At 65.1% G+C, this 17,380-nt stretch carries 22 protein-coding genes; 12 read left to right on the forward strand and 10 right to left on the reverse strand.

Features of this window, described 5'->3' with window-relative positions:
* Positions 1–66: 66 nt before the first annotated feature.
* Genes HACJB3_RS01105 through HACJB3_RS01115 form a run of 3 tightly spaced genes read left to right on the forward strand, consistent with a single transcriptional unit; the run spans position 67 to position 2,818 of the window.
* On the forward strand, positions 67–1,437 hold the full coding sequence (locus tag HACJB3_RS01105; RefSeq protein WP_008418806.1) for a phosphoglucomutase/phosphomannomutase family protein: 1,371 nt from the start codon (positions 67–69) through the stop codon (positions 1,435–1,437).
* A gap of 53 nt (positions 1,438–1,490) precedes the next feature.
* Positions 1,491–2,150 (forward strand): thiaminase II, encoded by a 660-nt coding sequence (tenA, locus tag HACJB3_RS01110; protein WP_008418803.1) that lies wholly within the window; start codon positions 1,491–1,493, stop codon positions 2,148–2,150.
* A complete protein-coding gene (locus HACJB3_RS01115; protein WP_008418801.1) occupies positions 2,147–2,818 on the forward strand; it encodes a TenA family protein in 672 nt (223 codons plus the stop codon). Before tenA ends, HACJB3_RS01115 begins: the two co-directional genes overlap by 4 nt.
* On the opposite strand, the gene HACJB3_RS01120 is transcribed toward HACJB3_RS01115, so the two are convergent.
* Both HACJB3_RS01120 and samp2 read right to left on the reverse strand, forming a co-directional pair.
* Positions 2,806–3,192, reverse strand: coding sequence for a GNAT family N-acetyltransferase (locus tag HACJB3_RS01120; RefSeq protein ID WP_008418799.1), 387 nt, complete (start codon positions 3,190–3,192; stop codon positions 2,806–2,808). The genes HACJB3_RS01115 and HACJB3_RS01120 overlap by 13 nt on opposite strands.
* Positions 3,193–3,202: 10 nt before the next feature.
* On the reverse strand, positions 3,203–3,400 hold the full coding sequence (gene samp2 / locus HACJB3_RS01125) for a ubiquitin-like small modifier protein SAMP2 (RefSeq protein ID WP_008418798.1): 198 nt from the start codon (positions 3,398–3,400) through the stop codon (positions 3,203–3,205).
* Positions 3,401–3,481: 81 nt separating this feature from the next.
* Here samp2 and HACJB3_RS01130 point away from each other — a divergent pair, with 81 nt between their 5' ends.
* Positions 3,482–4,471 (forward strand): replication factor C small subunit, encoded by a 990-nt coding sequence (locus HACJB3_RS01130; protein WP_008418796.1) that lies wholly within the window; start codon positions 3,482–3,484, stop codon positions 4,469–4,471.
* On the opposite strand, the gene HACJB3_RS01135 is transcribed toward HACJB3_RS01130, so the two are convergent.
* Positions 4,472–4,756, reverse strand: a complete 285-nt coding sequence (locus HACJB3_RS01135; RefSeq protein ID WP_008418794.1) for an acylphosphatase — start codon at positions 4,754–4,756, stop codon at positions 4,472–4,474.
* Positions 4,757–4,787: 31 nt separating this feature from the next.
* Between HACJB3_RS01135 and HACJB3_RS20055 the strand changes: the two genes are divergently transcribed.
* The gene (locus HACJB3_RS20055; protein ID WP_008418793.1) at positions 4,788–4,937 is read left to right on the forward strand and encodes a hypothetical protein; all 150 of its coding nucleotides are present in this window, start codon (positions 4,788–4,790) and stop codon (positions 4,935–4,937) included.
* Between the two features lie 94 nt (positions 4,938–5,031).
* Here HACJB3_RS20055 and HACJB3_RS01140 read toward each other — a convergent pair whose 3' ends face one another.
* Positions 5,032–5,316 carry a hypothetical protein gene (locus tag HACJB3_RS01140; RefSeq protein WP_238532781.1) on the reverse strand — a complete coding sequence of 95 codons (285 nt, stop codon included), beginning with the start codon at positions 5,314–5,316 and terminating at the stop codon, positions 5,032–5,034.
* A 520-nt stretch (positions 5,317–5,836) separates the two neighbouring features.
* Complete coding sequence (locus tag HACJB3_RS01145; RefSeq protein WP_238532782.1) at positions 5,837–6,235, reverse strand: hypothetical protein; 399 nt, start codon at positions 6,233–6,235, stop codon at positions 5,837–5,839.
* A gap of 583 nt (positions 6,236–6,818) precedes the next feature.
* Here HACJB3_RS01145 and alaS point away from each other — a divergent pair.
* Positions 6,819–9,584: an alanine--tRNA ligase gene (gene alaS / locus HACJB3_RS01150; RefSeq protein ID WP_008418786.1), complete on the forward strand. Its 2,766-nt coding sequence runs from the start codon at positions 6,819–6,821 to the stop codon at positions 9,582–9,584.
* Positions 9,585–9,667: 83 nt separating this feature from the next.
* A complete protein-coding gene (locus HACJB3_RS01155) occupies positions 9,668–10,441 on the forward strand; it encodes an alpha/beta fold hydrolase (protein ID WP_008418784.1) in 774 nt (257 codons plus the stop codon).
* On the opposite strand, the gene HACJB3_RS01160 is transcribed toward HACJB3_RS01155, so the two are convergent.
* Positions 10,438–11,550, reverse strand: coding sequence for an EstA family serine hydrolase (locus tag HACJB3_RS01160; RefSeq protein ID WP_008418782.1), 1,113 nt, complete (start codon positions 11,548–11,550; stop codon positions 10,438–10,440). The genes HACJB3_RS01155 and HACJB3_RS01160 overlap by 4 nt on opposite strands.
* Positions 11,551–11,648: 98 nt before the next feature.
* Between HACJB3_RS01160 and HACJB3_RS01165 the strand changes: the two genes are divergently transcribed.
* The 3 genes from HACJB3_RS01165 to HACJB3_RS01175 all read left to right on the forward strand — a co-directional run bounded on the left by HACJB3_RS01165 (position 11,649) and on the right by HACJB3_RS01175 (position 14,170).
* A complete protein-coding gene (locus HACJB3_RS01165; protein ID WP_008418780.1) occupies positions 11,649–12,347 on the forward strand; it encodes a type 1 glutamine amidotransferase in 699 nt (232 codons plus the stop codon).
* 46 nt (positions 12,348–12,393) lie between these two features.
* Positions 12,394–13,557: an acyl-CoA dehydrogenase family protein gene (locus tag HACJB3_RS01170; RefSeq protein WP_008418778.1), complete on the forward strand. Its 1,164-nt coding sequence runs from the start codon at positions 12,394–12,396 to the stop codon at positions 13,555–13,557.
* A 127-nt stretch (positions 13,558–13,684) separates the two neighbouring features.
* Entirely contained in the window at positions 13,685–14,170 is a 486-nt protein-coding gene (locus tag HACJB3_RS01175) for a DUF6789 family protein (RefSeq protein WP_008418777.1), read from the forward strand.
* On the opposite strand, the gene HACJB3_RS01180 is transcribed toward HACJB3_RS01175, so the two are convergent.
* Positions 14,171–14,533: a thiol-disulfide oxidoreductase DCC family protein gene (locus tag HACJB3_RS01180; protein WP_008418775.1), complete on the reverse strand. Its 363-nt coding sequence runs from the start codon at positions 14,531–14,533 to the stop codon at positions 14,171–14,173.
* 121 nt (positions 14,534–14,654) lie between these two features.
* Between HACJB3_RS01180 and HACJB3_RS01185 the strand changes: the two genes are divergently transcribed.
* Positions 14,655–14,975 carry a 4Fe-4S dicluster domain-containing protein gene (locus HACJB3_RS01185; RefSeq protein ID WP_008418774.1) on the forward strand — a complete coding sequence of 107 codons (321 nt, stop codon included), beginning with the start codon at positions 14,655–14,657 and terminating at the stop codon, positions 14,973–14,975.
* Here the strand turns inward: HACJB3_RS01185 and HACJB3_RS20060 are convergent.
* Positions 14,972–15,136: a DUF6757 family protein gene (locus HACJB3_RS20060; RefSeq protein ID WP_008418772.1), complete on the reverse strand. Its 165-nt coding sequence runs from the start codon at positions 15,134–15,136 to the stop codon at positions 14,972–14,974. The two genes, HACJB3_RS01185 and HACJB3_RS20060, sit on opposite strands and share 4 nt — an antisense overlap.
* 37 nt (positions 15,137–15,173) lie before the next feature.
* Positions 15,174–15,953, reverse strand: coding sequence for a PHP domain-containing protein (locus HACJB3_RS01190; protein WP_008418770.1), 780 nt, complete (start codon positions 15,951–15,953; stop codon positions 15,174–15,176).
* Between the two features lie 110 nt (positions 15,954–16,063).
* On the opposite strand from HACJB3_RS01190, the gene HACJB3_RS01195 reads away from it, so the two are divergent.
* Positions 16,064–16,348, forward strand: a complete 285-nt coding sequence (locus HACJB3_RS01195; protein WP_008418768.1) for a DUF5789 family protein — start codon at positions 16,064–16,066, stop codon at positions 16,346–16,348.
* Here HACJB3_RS01195 and HACJB3_RS01200 read toward each other — a convergent pair.
* Positions 16,345–17,346: a DUF5784 family protein gene (locus HACJB3_RS01200; RefSeq protein ID WP_008418766.1), complete on the reverse strand. Its 1,002-nt coding sequence runs from the start codon at positions 17,344–17,346 to the stop codon at positions 16,345–16,347. The genes HACJB3_RS01195 and HACJB3_RS01200 overlap by 4 nt on opposite strands.
* Positions 17,347–17,380: the final 34 nt, after the last annotated feature.

Raw genomic sequence — 17,380 nt, forward strand, 5'->3', positions numbered from 1 at the left:
GTGGCGAGGAAGGAAAACGACTCCGAAGACCCGCCGGTTTTTCCTCCCCGGGCCCGATGGCCGCGTATGGACGCGATCAGCTTCGGGACCGACGGCTGGCGGGCGACGCTCGATACCTTCACGGCCCCCCGCGTGCGGATGGTCGGACAGGCCGTCGCCAGGCACCTCACTGAGGAGGACCTCGACGGCCCCGTCGGGGTCTGTTATGACGCACGCGAGAGCTCCAGAGGGTTCGCCGAGGAGATCGCCCGGGTGCTCTGTGTCAACGGTTTCGACGTCGTGATGCCCGAGCGCGACCGTCCCACGCCGTTGCTGTCGTGGAACATCGTCGACCGCGACCTCGCCGGCGGGCTGATGATCACCGCCTCGCACAACCCGCCCGAGTACAACGGCGTGAAGTTCATTCCATCCGACGGCGCGCCCGCCCTGCCCGAGATCACCGAGGCCATCGAGGCGAACCTCGCGGAACCCGATCCCCTCCCCGAGGCCGAGTGGGGCGCAGTCCGGGAGGTCGATTTCGTCTCGGGCCACGCCGAGCACGCCCTGGAGCTGGTCGGTGCCGATCCGGACCTCTCGGTCGCCTACGACGCGATCCACGGTAGCGGTCGCGGGGTCACCGACGCGTTGCTCGAACGGACCGGTGCCGAGGTCGAGCGGCTTCGCTGCGAGGAGGACCCGACCTTTGGGGGGGGTTCGCCCGAGCCCACCCGGGAGAACCTCGCGGAGCTGATCGAGCGCGTCACCGACGGCGACGCCGAGTTGGGGGTAGCCAACGACGGCGACGCCGACCGGATCGCGGTGGTCACGCCCGAACGCGGCCTGCTGAACGCGAACCTGCTGTACGCGGTGCTGTACGACTACCTGCTCGAACGCGACTCGGGGCCGGCCGTCAGGACCGTCTCGACGACGTTCCTCGTCGACCGGATCGCCGAGGCCCACGGCCAGGAGGCGATCGAGGTGCCGGTCGGGTTCAAGTGGGTCGCCGACGCGATGGTCGCGGCGGACGCCCTGATTGGCGGCGAGGAGTCGGGCGGGTTCTCGATGCGCGGGCACGTTCCCGAGAAGGACGGCGTGCTGACGGCGCTTTTAGCCGCCGCGGCCCACGACGCCGAGTCCCTCGACGACCGCGTCGACCGCCTACTCTCCGAACACGGCGAGATCCACCAGTCCCGGGTGAGCGTCGACTGCCCCGACGAGGAGAAGGTCCACACGCTTGATGCCCTCGCCGAGGCGATTCCCGATTCGGTCGCCGGCGAGCCCGTTGAGGACGTCAACACCGCCGACGGGTTCAAGCTCCTGCTCGAGAGTGGCGCGTGGCTGCTCGTTCGCCCCAGCGGCACGGAGCCCAAACTCCGGGTCTACGCCGAAGCCGAGAGCGAGGGCCGCGTCGAGGCGTTGCTCGACAGCGGGCGCGAGCTCGTACGCGAGGCCCGGTGATATCAGTCGATACTACCAGCTAGTTATATAGCCGACGGGGGCAAAGCCCGCTCATGGCGTTCAGCGACGACCTGCTTGAACTCGGCGAACCGATCTGGGCCGCCCAGCGCGAGCATCCCTTCGTCACGGAGCTGGCAGCAGGCACCCTCGCGGAGGAGGCCTTCCTCCACTGGGTGAAACAGGACTACCGGTACCTGCTCGACTACGCCCGGACGTTCTCGGTGGCGGGCGCGCGTGCCCGCGACGAGGAAACGATGACTCACCTGATGGGCATCGCCCACACCACGCTCGACTACGAGATGGACCTCCACCGGGAGTTCGCCGCCGACTACGGGATCGACCCCGCCGACCTCGAAACGGTCGAGAAGGCGCCCACCTGCGTTGCCTACACGAACTTCCTCGTGCGGACGGCCCACGAGGGGTCGCTCGCGGAGATCGCCGCCGCGATCTATCCCTGCGGGCAGGGGTATCTCGACGTCGCGGCCCACATGGCCGAGCTGAGCGAAGGCACGCACCGCTATACCCCCTTCATCGAGAAGTACACCGACGAGGAGTTCCTCGAGGTCGTCGAGTGGATGCGCGAACTTGTCGACCGCTGTGGCGAGCGGTATCCCGGCGAGCGCGAGGCGATGGAGGCGGCGTTTCTGACTAGCGCCCGGCTCGAACACGCCTTCTGGGAGATGGCCTACACGCGTGAGGGCTGGGAGCTGTGAACGACGCCTTCGACGGCCAGGGCCGCTTCAGCGAATGGCTCCGCGAGCGCTCGGAACCTGCGTGGACGGAGGCGACGCGCCACCGGTTCGTCGAAGAACTCGGGAGTGACGCCCTCGAGGACGCGGTCTTCGAGCGCTACCTCGTTCAGGACTACGCCTTTCTCGAACTCGGCGCGCGCACGACCGCGCTCGCGGTCGCTCAGGCCCCCTCGATGGACGAGATGGCACGGTTGAGCCAACAGCTCTCGGTGCTCACCGGCAGCGAGAACGACTACTTCGAGCGGGCGTTCGCGGAGCTGGGGGTGAGCAACGAGGAGTGGCGCGAGCCCGATCCCGAACCGATAACCCGGACCTTCACCGACTTCATGCTCCGGGCGGCCCACGAGGGCGGCTACGAGGAAACCCTCGCGACGACGCTCGCCGCCGAGTGGGTCTACCTCGAATGGGCGCGCCACGTCGCCGACCGCGGGCCAGAGCGCTGGTATCTCGAGGAGTGGATCGAGATTCATATCGTAGAAGGGTTCGAGGCCTACGTCGCGTGGTTGCGCGGGCAGCTCGACGCCCACGGCCCGGCCCTCTCGGCGCGCAGACAGCGGCGGGTCGCCGAACTGTTCGCCCGCACCGTCGATCTGGAGGTCGCCTTCTTCGATATGGCCTACGAGTCCTGACCCCCGAGTCGGCCTCGATACCGTCTCTCGGTCCCATCGCTTCTCGTCTCTTCGCACTCGATCTCGAAGCCGAGCGACTCGTAGAACGGTCGGACGGCGGGACGAAAGTCCGCGATCAGCACGCCGCGCTCGCCAGCCCGTTCGATAAGCGCCGAGCCGAGCCCCTTCGCCCGGTGGCGCCGGGCGACCGCGACCGCCGCGACGCGGTTCCCGTCGAGTACGAGCGCGCCGCGAACGTGGCCCGCCTCGCGTGCGACCAGCACGTCGCCCCGGTCGATCGCCCCGCGGACGGCGTCGGGGTCGCTCTCCAGAAGCGCCCCTTCGAGCACCCGCATGACGGCCTCCGATTCGCCCTCGCGGGCCTCGCGGATCATCCGGCCCGAATCACCCGCCTTTGATCAGCCGGAGCACTCGCACTCGCTCGGCCTCGACGGGCTGGTCCTCGGGGACGGGCTGGCCCTCGACCATCACGCTGACTTCGTGGGGGCTCAGATCGAGTTCCGAGAGCAGATCCGCGTAGGTCGGATCGGGGAGCGTGAGGTCGTGGGTCCCCTCGCCGACGACCTCGACGGAGACGTTCATGGCCCTCGTACCCGCGGACGGGATTTCAGGCTGTCGGCCCGTCTCGGGGGGTTTATCACGACAGCGACGCGTGAATCGGGTATGAGCGAGACCGAGGAAAGCGAGCCGGCGGGGCCGGGTCGCGAGGAGATCTGGGTCGAGAAGTATCGCCCAGGGACGCTGGGCGAGGTGATCGGCCAGGAGGAGATCACCGACCGCCTGGAGCGCTACGTCGAGCGCGATGACCTCCCCAATCTCTTGTTTTCGGGATCGGCGGGGATCGGCAAGACGACGTGTGCGACCGCCATCGCCCGCGAGGTCTACGGCGAGGACTGGCGCGATAACTTCCTCGAACTCAACGCCTCCGACGACCGCGGGATCGACGTCGTCAGAGGGCGAATCAAGGAGTTCGCACGCGCGAGTTTCGGTGGATACTCCTACAGGATCATCTTCCTCGACGAGGCCGACTCGTTGACCAGCGACGCCCAGTCCGCACTCAGGAGAACGATGGAGCAGTTCTCCTCGAATACACGATTCATCCTCTCGTGTAACTACTCCTCGAAGATCATCGACCCGATCCAGTCGCGCTGTGCGGTCTTTCGCTTCTCGCCGATCTCCGACGCGGCGGTCGGCGAGCGAATACGGGAAATCGCCCACATCGAGGGGATCGAGATCACCGACGGGGGCGTCGAGGCGCTCGTCTATGCCGCAGACGGCGACATGCGCCGGGCAGTGAACTCCCTGCAGGCCGCGGCCGTCATGGGCGAGACCGTCGACGAGGAGGTGGTCTACACCATCACCGCCACCGCCCGCCCCGAGGAGATCGAGGCGATGGTCACGAGCGCGCTGGAGGGTGATTTCACGACCGCACGTGCGACGCTCGACGACCTCCTCTCGAACAAGGGTCTCTCCGGGGGCGACATCATCGATCAACTGCACCGTTCGGTGTGGGACCTCGGGCTCTCGGATCGGGAAGCGGTGCGCACCCTCGATCGGATCGGCGAGACCGATTATCGTATCACCGAGGGTGCAAACGAGCGGATCCAACTGGAGGCGTTTCTCGCCTCGCTTACCCTCGCCGACGAGGCGTAGTTACCGTTTCTCGAAGTCCTCCAGATCGCCCTGTGGGTCGCCCTCTTCGACCTCGACGTCCTCGACCTCGGCCTTGATCGGTCCCGTCCGACACCACTCGAGCATCGCCTCGACGTCCTCCTCGCTGCCCTCGAACACGCCTTCGACGCGACCATCGTCGAGGTTGCGGATCCAGCCGGTCAGGTCGTGGGCCCGGGCGGTCTCGTGGGCGTTGTCGCGGAAATGGACGTCCTGGACGTTCCCCTCGACGAAGACGTGAGCGCGGGATTCGGGCGTGTTCGTCATACCGGCTCTTTCGGCGTCCGGTGCAAAGCCCTTGACCCGTCACTCGCAACGGTCTGGCCGACCAACTCGGTCTGGACGAGGCCGCCACCTGCTCGAGCAGAACCTGCGCGAGAAGCAGGAGACGCTCGCCGAGCTCGCCGAACTCGGCGAGGAGTTCGACTCCGGTCGCATCGAGGCGTAGTCGCTCGACTCACCGGTCTGATCTCTCGTTTTTCGCAACCACGCCGAGACGTCCATGAGAAGCGTTGCTGCCACTGGTACCGCGTGGATGCTGGTTACGACCGATACAGCAGGGCGAGCATGACGACGCCACCGATCGCACCGGTGATCGTGAACCCGATCACGTCGAACGACGAGCGGACCGTGACGAGGAACACTGCACCGACGGCGAACCACAGGGCGAAGACGGTCACCAAGATCCGTTCCGTCGGCCCGGACTGACCGGATGAGGTTCGATCCTCTTCCAACCGGGCACCGAGCTTGATTCCGACGTACAGTATTAGGAGTAACAGACCGAGCACTATGTCCACGATCCACTCCCCGACCGATGCACCCTGCACGAACGCCTGCAAACCCGGGTACGCGATTAGTGCAGTTGCGACCGTAACCATGACTGGCCAGACGAGTCGCATCTTTTTTTTCGGAATAGCGGAGTTTTCAGTCATGTGTATGAATATTGTCTACAGTCATCATCTGTCTATCCTCGGTCAGTCACCGGCGTACGCTAGCACAATTAAGTGGCTCATTGTCGGCTGATACTCGGGGTCGCTCTGCTGGGGATCAAGACTGTCGTTGGATCGTAAGTTACCTCCCAGACGACGCCACAGCCCCTGTTCACGACCACCATTGTTCCCCACGTAATAAGGATCGCTCCAGCGACAAAAGCTGCGGCGGGACTGCTGAGAGCCCCCGCAGCGATGACCCCTCTCTGAACGAGTCTTTGGTATATTGTCCCACTTCCAGCACCGATCGCGATAAGTCTGTCAAGGTTGCTGATTGTAGCGTCACTGAGGTAGAGTCTCACCGTTCGCCTCGCCCCTCACCACGAACTCTCTATTTCGTAATCGTCTCTATTGCACATTACTGATCCTCCTTACTTGTCTCGGCAGAATCACCGTGGACCTCAATCGTCGTCTCATTAGCCGATATTTCGGATGTCTTCGCGCTCTCTTCCGGATCCTCATTTTTGTTCGTGATACTCAAGCGGCCTGCCTCAATCGCCCTGTTGAAGTCCTCAATGACCTCGCGCCACTGCCTGTATTCGGCTTCTTCTAACTCACTGGGGTCAACATTGATTTCAAATCGGCCATTTCTGACCTTGAGACCTTTTCCGTCTCCGTGAGCGTTGTTGTGGCCTTTTCTGTTTCCACGACCGTTGGATGGGTCAGCGGTGGCGACACTGCTGCCTCCAACCAGCACTCCGAGGGATAATCCAGTATTTACCAGCACTTTTCTCCTTGAGCTGTTTTTGTTAGACACATAATCTAAATATAACTAATAATATATATTACCTACTATAAAATACAAATTTATATTATATTTTTATAATATTTTATAAGATTATTAATCTATATTAGTTTATTTCAGATGTGTATCTATCCTACTGATAACTTACAGACGGAGTCACCACAAGAAGATGCAGCCGTAATCCCAACCTCCGTCAGATATCTGATCGTCTGCGATCCCGTCTGAGCCGATTACTGCTTGGAACTGGAGGTTACTGTTTCATGGTATTACGTTGGGATTGAGGCGTACGTTGCTGGCGTTAACGTGGCTCAAGGTGGAATAGGCAGAGATGATCGATTCTGGTCCGTCTCGTTCATTTACAAAGGTGTCAAGTTCACGGTCGGAGTCAACGCGGTATGGGATGGCGGCTATGACGTTCGACTTGATGCAACAGGAGAGGCCTGCGTACTCGGTCAATGCGTCTCCGGAACACGGACTATCTCTCCATAATTTTCTCCCGGACCACCTTACTGGATCCGGGGCCACGGCTCCAACTCACCCGTTCTGATGGTGGGTGCGCAACAGTTTTACCGCCCGATTGGCCACTAGCGGTATCATGAGTGCGCTCGAAGCCGAATACCGCCTCGAGTATTTCGAGGAGAACGACTTCATCAGGCGGGAGTGTCCGGAGTGTGGGGCCCACTTCTGGACGCGGGACCACGACCAGGAGTTGTGTGGGGAGCCCCCGTGTGTCGAGTACTCCTTCATTGACAACCCGGGGTTCGAGGGGGAGTACTCGCTGGAGGAGATGCGCGAGAAATTCCTCTCCTTCTTCGAGGAGCACGGCCACGAGCGGGTCGAGCCCTACCCGGTCGCCGCGAACCGCTGGCGCGACGACGTGCTTCTGACGCAGGCCTCGATCTACGACTTCCAGCCGCTGGTCACGAGCGGGAAGACCCCGCCACCGGCGAATCCGCTGACCATCAGCCAGCCCTGCATCCGGATGCAGGACATCGACAACGTCGGAAAGACCGGCCGACACACGATGGCCTTCGAGATGATGGCCCATCACGCGTTCAACACCCGCGATGACGTTCCCGAGGACGAGTACGCTTATTACGGGGAGGTCTACTGGAAGGACCGAACGGTCGAGTACTGCGACGACTTCTTCACTTCCTTGGGTGCGGACCCCGAGGAGATCACCTACATCGAGGACCCGTGGGTCGGCGGAGGGAATGCAGGACCCGCGATCGAGGTCATCTACCGAGGGGTCGAGCTCGCCACCCTCGTCTTCATGTGCATGGAGCAGGACCCCGAGGGCGACTACGAGCTCAAGGACGGCAACCGCTACTCCTATATGGACACCTACATCGTCGACACGGGCTACGGGCTCGAACGCTGGACGTGGGTGTCCCAGGGCACCCCGACCGTCTACGAGGCGATCTACCCCGAGATGATCGACTTCCTGACTGACAACGCCGGGATCACCCACACCGACGAGGAGGCCGCGCTGCTGCATTCGGCCTCGAAGCTTGCGGGCCACATGGACATCGACGAGGCCGAGGACATGGAGAGCGCCCGCGGCGAGATCGCGGCGGGCGTCGGGGTCGACGTGGGCGAGCTCGAAGCGCTGATGGAGCCCATGGAGGCCGTGTACGCCATTGCGGATCACTGCCGAACCTTGGCCTATATGCTCGGGGACGGGATCGTCCCCTCGAACGTCGCGACCGGCTATCTGGCCAGAATGGTCCTGCGGCGCACGAAACGCCTCTGTGACACCGTCGGCGTCGACGCCCCGCTCGACGAGCTCGTCGACATGCAGGCCGAACGACTGGGCTACGAGAACCGTGACACGATCCGCGACATCGTGCGCACGGAAGTCGAGAAGTACAGAGAAACCCTCGAACGCGGTGGCCGACGGGTCGAGCAACTGGCCGAGGAGTACGCACAGCGCGACGAGCCGATCCCGGTCGAGGAGCTGCTCGAACTCTACGACTCACATGGGATCCAGCCCGACATGGTCGAGGAGATCGCGACGGAGGCTGGGGCGACGGTCGAGGTGCCCGATGACTTCTACAGTCTGGTCGCGGGACGCCACGACGCCGGTGAGGCGATGCGTGAGACCGAAGAGCGCGACGAGCGGGTCGTCGACCTGCCGGATACGGAGAAGCTCTACTACGACGACGCGGAACGCACCGAGTTCGAAGCGGTGATCCTCGACGTGATCGAGCGTGCTGAGGGCTACGACGTCGTCCTCGACCAGACGATGTTCTACCCCGAGGGCGGGGGCCAGCCCGCCGACCACGGAATGATCTCGACCGACGACGGCAGCTACACCGTCAGCGACGTCCAGGAACGAGAAGGCGTCGTCCTCCACCGAGTGAGCGAGGAGCCCGAAAAGGGCGCGCTCGTGCGCGGCCGGGTCGACCCCGAGCGCCGCCGTCGACTCATGGTTCATCACACCGCCACCCACATCGTCGGCCACGCGACCCGCGAGGTCCTCGGCGAGCACATCCGGCAGGCCGGTGCACAGAAAGGGACCGACAGCGCCCGCCTCGACGTGCGCCACTACGACCGGATCGGTCGGGAGCAAGTAAAGGAGATCGAGCGGATCGCGAACGAACTGGTGAGGGACAACGTCACCGTCAGCGAGGAGTGGCCCCACAGAAACGAGGCCGAGGCAGAACACGGCTTCGACCTCTATCAGGGGGGAATCCCACCGGGTGAGCGGATCCGCCTGATCCATATCGCCGAGGACGTCCAGGCCTGCGGGGGCACGCACGTCTCTCGAACCGGCGACATCGGCGCGATCAAGGTCGTCTCGACCGAGCGCATCCAGGACGGCGTCGAGCGCCTGACGTTCGCGGCGGGCGACGCCGCGATCGAGGCGACCCAGGAGACCGAGGACGCCCTCTACGAGGCCGCAGCGATCCTCGACGTCTCGCCGCCGGAGGTGCCCGCAACCGCCGAGCGCTTCTTCGAGGAGTGGAAGGCCCGCGGCAAGGAGATCGAGTCGCTCACCGAGGAGCTCGCGGAGCTCCGGGCGGGCGAGGGCGAGGCGGTCGAGGTCGGCGGGACGACCGCCGTGATCCAGCGTGTCGATGCCGACAGCGACGAGCTCCGCGCGACCGCGAACGCGCTCGTCGAGCAGGGGAAGGTCGCCGTGCTCGGAAGCGCGAGCAACGGCGCGCAGTTCGTCGTTGCGGTGCCCGAGGGCGTGGGGATCAACGCCGGCGAGGTCGTCGGCACGCTCGCAAGTCGCGTCGGCGGCGGCGGTGGCGGCCCCGCGGACTTCGCACAGGGCGGCGGTCCCGATACGGACGAACTCGACGAGGCGCTCGCGGACGCTCCGGGGATTCTCAAGGAAGTCCTGAACGCCTGAAACGGCCCTTCGATTCCCGGCTCCCGTCCTCCATCACCCGCCAACCGGATTCCTTACCCACAGTCGGCCGGTAGCCTTCGACAATGGTGAGCGTAGACCGGAAGGGTGTGGCGCTGTACTACGAGGTCGAGGGAGACGGCGAGACGGTCGCATTTCTCGGCGACCTCGGGCTGGGCGCGTGGCAGTGGGGCTGGCAACACGCCGCGCTCGCGGGGCCCTACGAGGTGGTGGTCTCCGACATGCGCGGAACGGGCCGCTCCGATACACCGCCGGGGCCGTACTCCGTCGAGTCGCTCGCCGCCGACCTCGAAGCCGTTCTCGCGGACCACGGCACCGCCCGGGCTCACCTCGTCGGCGCCGGCTTGGGTGGGATGGTCGCCCTGGAGTACGGGCGCGCGCGGAGTCTCACCCTGATCGGGTCGAGCCCCGGGGGACCACACGCGCCCCTCCCTCGCGACCCCCGCGAGGCGCTGTTCGCGTCGCCCGACGATCCTAAAGCGCGTCGGGAGTCGCTGCCGGCGCTGTTTTCCGAGACGTTTCTCACAGAGCAATCGGAGGCGTGCGAGGGGATCGCCGAGTGGCGGGCGGGCGACGCCGCTCGCGAGGGGTGGGACGCGCAGAACGCGGCGTTCGAGGCGTTCGACGCGAGCGACTGGCTCTACGAGGTGACGATCCCGGCGCTCGTCGTCCACGGGGAACGCGACGAGCTCGTCCCCGTCGAGAACGCCGCTCTGCCCGCCGAGGGATTGCCGAGGGCGACCCGCGAGATCTACGACGGCGCGGGCCACGGCGTCTGGATCGAACGTTCTCGGCCCGTGAACGACCGGCTGCTCGACTTTCTCAACTCACTCGACTAACACAGCGCCGCCCGCACCGCGTCCGCGATGGCGTTGGTTCGTAAGGAGTGTTCGAACTCGTCGCGGATCCCGTTCGTGACGTAGGCAACGGCGAGGTCCGCTTCGGGGTCGGCCCAGCCGACGATGCTGCCGAGCCCGCCGTGGCCGAAGACCCGTTCCGGGGATACCGTCCCGAATTTGTCCCATGCGCCGCCCCCGAGCACCACGCCCATCCCGTAGCGCCGGGGCACCCCGAGGGTGCCGTCGTGCTCGACTGCGGTCTGCTCGCTCGCCATTACCGCGACGGTGTCCGTCTCCAGGATCCGAACCCCGTCGATCTCGCCGCCGTTCGCGAGACAGCTATAGAATCGTGCCATGTCCCGCGCGCTGCCGGTCGCGGAGGCCGCGGGAACCACCGCACGGTGGAGCCACTCCTCGCCGAACAGCGCCGCCGCCTCGGCGTTCGAGAAGGTATCGAGGCCCGCCCCGTGCTCGCGGGCGCGCTCGCCGGGTTCGAACCCCGCGAGACTCGCGGTGGTGTCGGGCTCGTCCGCCGGGACCCCAAGGTCGGTGTCATCCATTCCCAACGGGCCGAACACCCGCTCGTCGAGATACGCGTCTACGGGTGTCCCGCTCGCCCGTCGGACGAGCTCACCGACGAGAAACCCGTAGGAGAGGGCGTGATACGCCGCCGTTTCGCCCGGGGAGAACGTCGTTTCGGCGGCCTCCATCGCCTCGACCGCGGCGTCCCAGTCGGGCCACTGTTCGAACTCGGCGTCGAAGGCCGTCTGGTGGAGGCCGGCTTGGTGGGAGAGTACCTGTCGGACGGTGATTTCGCTTTTCTCCCCGCCGGAGGCGAACTCCGGCCAGTGGTCGACGACCGGGTCGTCGTAGTCCAGCAGCCCGTCTTCGACACACTGATGAAGCGCGACGCCCGCATATGGTTTCGTACACGAGAAGAGGACGTGTTTCCGGTCAACGGTGGTGGCCTCGCCGTCAGGGCCCGTCGTGCCGCCCGCAACGTCGAGGACGGGTTCGCCCTCGTGGTAGACCGCGAGCTGTGCGCCGTGGTGCAGGCCGGCTTCGACGTGGGTTTCGAAGACGGCTTCGATCCGGTCGATCGCGTCCATAGCCGAACGACAGGTGCCAGCTCCAAAGGCACACGGTCTATCAGGTCATAACTGTCCATTCCACAACTGTTTTTACGATTGGCCTCGTGAACACGGTAGTGAGTGTCCCCCGCATTGCGATTCTCGACGCCTCCCACGGAGATCGAAACACGAAACGGAACTTCCGACGCGAACTCGACGCCTCGCTGACCGAGTTCGACGTCACCGACGGTCAGCTCCCCGATACGTTCGCGTTCGACGCGGCCGTCGTCACCGGTTCGCGCTCGTCGGTCTACTGGGACGAACCCTGGATCGACCCGACGAAAGCGTGGATCGGCGAGGCTATCGAGCGTGAGCTGCCGTTCCTCGGGATCTGTTACGGCCACCAGCTCCTCGCAGACGTACTCGGCGGCACGGTTGAGGGGATGGGCGAGTACGAGATCGGCTACAACGCGATCAGCCTCACCGGTGACTCGCGGCTGTTCGACGGGGTCGACGAGGAGTTCCTCGCCTTCACCACCCACTCCGATGCCGTCGTCGAGCTCCCGCCCGGCGCCGAGCCCCTCGCGGAAAACGAGTACTCGAACCACGGCTTCCGGAAGGGCCACGTCTTCGGCGTCCAGTTCCACCCCGAGTACGACATGGACACCGCGGCCCAGCTCACCCGACGCAAGGACCTCTCGGCGGAGCGCCGGTCCGCGGTCCTCGACGGGATCACCGAGGAGAACTACGCCGCCGCCTGCGAGGCGAAGCTCGTCTTCGAGAACTTCCTGGGATACGTCGAAGGGGTCACCGAGACACCGGTCGCCGCCGACTGACGGGTCGATAGGAGCGTTTTTGAGGCATGGCTCCCGAGATTCGTCCATGCTCGATTATGTGGAACTCGAAGCGGAACTGGACGACGAAGAGCGGTCGTATCGCGACAGCGCCCGCGAGTTCGTCGACGAGCACGTCCGCCCGGAGATCGCAGCACACTACGAAGCGGGTACGTTTCCCGAGGAGATTATCCCCGAGATGGGCGAGCGCGGTTTCTTCGCGACGAGCCTCGCGGGGTACGGTCTCCCCGATGCCAGCGAGACGGCCTACGGGCTGGTGATGCAGGAGCTCGAAGCGTGCGATTCGGGGCTGCGCTCGATGGCCAGCGTTCAGGGCGCACTCGCGATGTACCCTATCCACGCCTTCGGGAGCGAGGAGCAGAAAGACGAGTGGCTCCCCCCGATGGGGACGGGACAGGCGATCGGTGGCTTTGCGCTCACCGAGCCCGACCACGGGTCGGATCCATCGAGGATGGAAACCCGGGCCGAGCGCGACGGCGACGAGTACGTCCTCGACGGCGAGAAGCGCTGGTGTACGAACTCGCCCATCGCGGACGTGCTGGTCGTCTGGGCACGCGATACGTCGAGCGAGGGCGAGCCGGTGCGGGGCTTTTTGGTCGAGACGGATCGTGACGGTCTCGATATCGATTCCATCGACGGGAAACTCTCGCTTCGGGCCTCCAGTTCGGGGGAGTTCACGATGGACGGCGTTCGAATCCCCGAGGGGAACGTTCTGCCCGACGTCGAGGGGATGAAGGGGCCGCTGTCGTGTCTCACACAGGCGCGCTACGGCATCGCATGGGGTGCGGTCGGGGCGGCTCGGGACTGCTTCGAGGAGGCCCGCGCGTACGCGACCGACCGCGAGCAGTTCGGCAAGCCCATTGGCGGATTCCAGCTCCAACAGGACAAACTCGCCGAAATGGCGACACGGATCACGACGAGTCAGCTGCTCGCCCACCGGCTCGCCGAACTCAAAGAACGCGGCGAGATGCGCCCACAGCACGTCTCGATGGCCAAACGGAACAACGTCGAGATGGCGCGCGATCAGGCGCGAGTCGCCCGCGAGATGCTCGGGGGTAACGGCATCACCGACGAGTACTCGCCCATCCGGCATATGGCAAACATGGAGACGGTCTACACCTACGAGGGGACCCACGACATCCATACGCTGATTCTGGGACAGGACCTGACGGGGATCGCCGCGTTCGAGTGAAAACGATAACTACCAGTGTAACTACCGTGCGGAATCGAAGCTTTCGATCTATAAGCCAACTGGATGCCCGGTGTGACGAACTAACACTCAGATATACATTTAACGTCACAGTCACCGTATCCGTGATATGGAGATCGTTCGCAGCAGCATCATCGGGGGGATCGCTGCCACAGCCGTTCTGACGGCACTTTTACTCGTCTCGGACTCGCTTATCGGCGGGACGAGCCCCTTCGTCTTCGCGACGTTCATGAGCCTGTGTGCTATCGGCGGGCCTCCGTACTGTGAGCCGAGCAGTCTCATGGCGACCGCGATGACGTTCCTCTCGTTTCTCGCGCTGTTCGCGCTGGCATGGCCGCTCCTCTTCGGCGCGTTCACGTGGGGGCTCCCGGGCGAGTCCGGCCTTACTCACGGGGCGGTCTTCGGCCTCGTTCTCTACGCGGGATACGTCGGGACGGTTCTCTACGGGATCGGAATCGGTGGGGAGACGGTCGCGGAGAACCTCCCGCTGTTGGCCGTCATGGTGTTCGCGTATCTCGCCTACGGGCTCGTTCTCGGTGGCGTCTACGACCGCCTCGCCGCCCATCGGACGTTTTTGAGCCCAAACCCCGACTGATTATCGGCGGACGAACCGACCCCAGAGAACCCGGCGATCGGCCGCCGCCCGGTAGGCCGGTTCCCTGATCCGCTCGTAGCCCGGAAGCATCCTGAAGAGTTTGACCAGCGTGCGCTCGGGCGGGCCGAGGCGCGCGCCGATCTCCTCGACGGCCCGCCCGCAGGAGTGAACTGCGTCGTCGGTCAGCAGATGCACACACGACTCGTAGTCCTCCGGGAGGCGGGCACGTTGATCGGGCGAGAGCTCCGAGAAGCCGACGAGTTCGAATACGCCCCGCGAGTCGGCGTACTGGGCACACCACGTACAGAACCCACAGTCGTCGTCGTAGACGAGTCTGGGCGGCGCGCGGACCGCGACTACCACGATCCCACCCCGGATCCGATCGGTACGGACGAAAGCGCCATATCCCCTCTGAGAGGCCATCGGGCATAGACCTGCGGAATCGCGTCGCGGCCTTTATACGGACCTCGTGTCTCCATCCGCCATGGCGATCGATCCGCAGTTCGACAGTAACCGCGAGACGGAAGGGACCCACCGGGGCCACGACGTGTGGGGCCCGGTCGAGGAGCCAGAACAGCTGGGAATTCACGGCACGCACGTCGCGGTCGACTTCGACGTCTGCCTGGCGGACGGGGCGTGTCTGGAGGACTGTCCCGTGGACGTCTTCGAGTGGGTGGACACGCCGGGCCATCCCGAAAGCGAGATCAAGGCCGATCCGGCAAACGAGGCCCAGTGTATCGACTGTATGCTGTGTGTCGACGTCTGCCCGGTCGACGCCATCGACGTCGACGCGAGCCGGATCTAACCCTCCCGGTCGACGTCGAGGCGTTGCTGGAGCTCGCGGAGCTCCTCGCTCTCGGCGAGTTCCTCGAGTCGCTCTTGGAAGTGTTCCTCACAGAGGCCGACCCGGACCCCGTCCGACTCCGCGCTGACGGCCGCTTCGCGGTCGCAGTAGTGACAGCGCATACCTTTTGTAGGGTTCGCACACGGTTGAAGGCTCCGTTTACGGCAGCCGAGCGTCGATCTCCCGATAGGCGACTTCGTCGAGCCCCGCCCGCCCCAGCCGGTCGTCGTGGGCATCGCTCCCTCCCGTCGCGAACAGCCCGTTTCGCTCGATGACCCGATCCAGGAGGTCGGTGTCGACGGGCCGCCCGTAGGGGTACCACCGCTCGACGCAGTCGAGCTCGCGCGTGAGCGAGAGGGCAGCCTCGGGGTCGGGATATCTGAAGGGATGGGCGAGGCCGACGAGCGCACACGACTCGCGTAGGGCCGAGAGCCCCCGCTCGAAGTCGGGGATCTTTCGCGGGACGTAACACGGACAGTTCGCCCCGATCAGCTCCGCAAACGCCCCCTCGTAATCGAACCCTGACTCGGGGTGGGCCGCGATGGCGCGGGCGACGTGTGGCCGACCCAGCCCGGGGGCGGGTTCGAGGTCGAGTCCGATCCCGAGTCGGTCCTCGACCCGGCGGATGATCTCGCCGCCGCGCTCGATTCGGCTGGTCTGGATCCACTCGACGAGCCCGTCGAGGGCGGGGGTTTCGCGCACGCCATAGCCGAGCAGATCGACCGCCCCCTTCGGCGAGTCCACCCGGAGTTCGATCCCCCGGATGAGGGTTACGTCCTCGCGTTCGGAGACGGGTGCCTCCAGGTCGGGGTGGGTCCGGTCGTGGTCGGTGATCGCGACGACCGCCACGCCCGCCTTCCGGGCCGCCGCCGGAACCGACGCGAGCGCCATCGCCCCGTCGGAGGCGGTCGTGTGGACGTGGAGGTCGGCATACACCATACTCTCGCTACGGCTCCTCATTCGAAGTCCTTGTGCATTATACGCCTAGAAGTATCAAAGGCCGTTTATGGACAATCATTATAATCTTCGTTCATCCAGATAGGGGTACGATGTGTTACACCAGCACCGACGCGCTGTTCGACGACCACAGCTACCCCGCGACGACCCGTGAACTGATCGACCGATACGGCGAGCAGACCCTCGAACTGGCCGGCGGCTCACAGACGGTCGGCGAGGTCCTGGGCGTGGCCGGTGAGGAAACGTTCGAGAGCGCCGAGGAGGCCCGGTACGCCGTTTATGCCGGGATGGGAAGCGAGGCCATCGGTCGTGTCGGCTACACCGACCGGGACCCCGAACCGCCCGGCACCAACGGCCACGTCCCGGTCTCGTTTTAGACCCACTCGACGTCGTCGAGTTCGATCGGCACCGACCCCTTCGCGTAGGCCTCGGTCCACCCCGACGGCCGGACCCGAAAGACCACCGCCGGGCGATGGCCGACCGAGGGCTTCTCGCCACGGACCTGGGCCCACTCGTCGTCACGAAACGACGAACAGTCGACGAAGAGCGTGATCCCCCCGCCGTGTTCTGCCAGTTGGCCCGAGGTCTTCGTCTCGGCGGTCTCCCTGACGGCGGCGACCGCGGTGCTTGCCGCCCGGTGGGTCGGCGGTAGGGGCCGGGTCACCTCGACGAGGGTCCCCGTCTCGCCTTTCTCGGCCCGGAAGTCGATCGAGTGGCCCGTCGTCACCTCGATCTCGGGAACGATCCCGTAGCCGGCCCGCGCCAGGAGGTGTGCAACGGTGAACTCGCTCATCGTCGCGCTCATGCGGACGGGATCGAGGCGCTGGCTGGTCCCCAGTTTGCTCGCCATCGTGTAGCGATACTCGTCGAGGACGCCCGGGTGGAGGACCGATTCGTAGAACGCACAGGCGTCCTCCCGACTGGTGTCGGGAAAGCCGGCGGCGTGATCGCGAAAGAACGCCCGGGTGGTCTCGCGGCCGTCCTTCGAGCAAAAGACGGGCAGAAAGAACCACGAGAGGTGTGGGTAGGCGGCGAGCCACGGTTCGCCCTCGTGGAGTTCGGCGAGCAGTTCGCGCTGGGCCCACCGCGCGACGGGGTAGGGCACCTCGTCGAAGGTGTACTTCTCGGTTCGCCAGAGCGCACTGGGCGTTTCGGTGTTGCCCAGCCAGTAGGCCTCCCCGTCGTCCCAGACGAACAGCGCCGTATCGCCGTTGTCCATGTCGAAGCGGCGGGCGTCGTACCCCGCGGGCGACCGGTACCACGGTGTCGAGCAGCGCGCGCCCATGGCGTCGTCGAGCGAGCGAAACAGGTCGCGATGGAGGCGGTCTACGGACCACGACTGGGGGGAGTGTCGAAAGCGAAGCGGGCGGGCCACGATATATCTCAGGGAGTCGGAGCGGTTTAGCGTT

Source organism: Halalkalicoccus jeotgali B3, assembly GCF_000196895.1.
In the GTDB taxonomy this organism is placed as follows: domain Archaea; phylum Halobacteriota; class Halobacteria; order Halobacteriales; family Halalkalicoccaceae; genus Halalkalicoccus; species Halalkalicoccus jeotgali.